The organism is Humibacter ginsengiterrae, assembly GCF_054780115.1.
On record NZ_BAAGWY010000035.1, the window covers coordinates 1 to 1,439 of the forward strand.

At 66.7% G+C, this 1,439-nt stretch carries 1 protein-coding gene; it reads right to left on the reverse strand.

What is annotated here, in order from left to right; all coding sequences use genetic code 11:
• Window positions 1-55: 55 nt before the first annotated feature.
• On the reverse strand, window positions 56-1,324 hold the full coding sequence (locus ACYVII_RS19055; protein WP_460537920.1) for an IS256 family transposase: 1,269 nt from the start codon (window positions 1,322-1,324) through the stop codon (window positions 56-58).
• Window positions 1,325-1,439 lie beyond the last annotated feature (115 nt).

The window sequence follows — 1,439 nt, forward strand, 5'->3', positions numbered from 1 at the left end:
GGTCAAGTCCCGTGGTGTGGTGTCACTGCTGTTGTTCCCTGTGGGTGGGTGATGGTTAGGCGGTGAGGAGCAGTTCGGGGCGGGCGGGCTCGGTGGTCTCGTGGAGGACGTGGATCAGTGCTCGCATTGAGGTCTCGGAGAAGTAGCGGCGTTCCCCGTATTGCCATTCCTCGTGCTGCTCTTGGAGGACGGCTCCGATGAGACGGGTGACGGAGTCGCGGTCGGGGAAGATCTGGACCACGTCGGCGCGACGTTTGATCTCCCTGTTCAGGCGCTCGATCGGGTTGTTCGACCAGACTTTCTGCCAGTGCTCACGGGGCAACGTCGCGAACGCGGTCAGGTCTGGCTCGGCGTTCTCGAGCATGGCCGCGATCTCGGGGAACGAGCCGCGGAGGCTGTCGGCGACTTGGTGATACTGGGCCGTCACCGCTTCGCGGGTGGTCTGCGCGAAGATCGTCGAGATCAGCGCGTTGACGGGCTTTGACCGTGCCGAGCCGAGCCGCTGGGTCACGTTCCGCGCGAAATGCACCCGGCATCTCTGCCAGCCCGATCCGGGCAGGATCGCCTTGACTGCGGCCTTGAGGCCGGCGTGCGCGTCGGAAGTGACCAGGGCGACGCCGAGCGGGTCGGCGTCGGTGGGAACCTTCAGCCCCCGGTCACGCAGGCCGCGGAGGAACTCGGTCCAGAAGTCGGTGGTCTCCGCGTCGCCCAGTGCCATGCCAAGGATCTCCCGCCGACCTTCGCCGGAGACGCCGGTGGCCACGACGAGGGCCTGGGAGACGACGTGGCCACGGACCCGCACATCGAGGTAGGTGGCGTCCAGGAACAGATACGGGAACCAGGTGTGGTCGATCCGGCGGTGCAGGAACTCCTGAACCGCCTCGTCGATCTCGGAGCAGATCCGCGAGACCGTGGACCGGCTGATGCCGGTGTCGTTGCCCAGAGCCCGGACCAGCTGCTCGACCTTGCGGGTGGAGACACCGTCGATCCACGCTTGGCAGATCACCGCGTAGAGGGCCTTATCGACCCGCCGGCGCGGCGACAGCAGCGACGGGAAGAACGACCCCTCCCGCAACTTCGGGATCTGAAGGTCGACTTCGCCGGCCGGGGTCGCGAGGGTCTTCGGCCTGGTGCCGTTGCGGCGCGTTGTCCGCTCCGGGGTGCGCTCGTGCGGGGCGGCTCCGATCCGTGCGGTCGCTTCCGCGTTGATCAGGTCCTGCAGGCCGGCCTGCAGCATCCGCCGGAACACGTCCGAGTGGGCCAGGTCGGGATCGGCGAGGACTTCGCCGATCAGGGTCGTCAAGGCAGACTGGTTATCGGTCATCGTGGGATCTCGCTTTGCTTCTTGCCGGAAACAACTGGTCATCCCACGATGGCCCTCCTACGTCAACGACGACGAGAACCCCGCGGGAAGTGACACCACGCTACGAGACGCACCC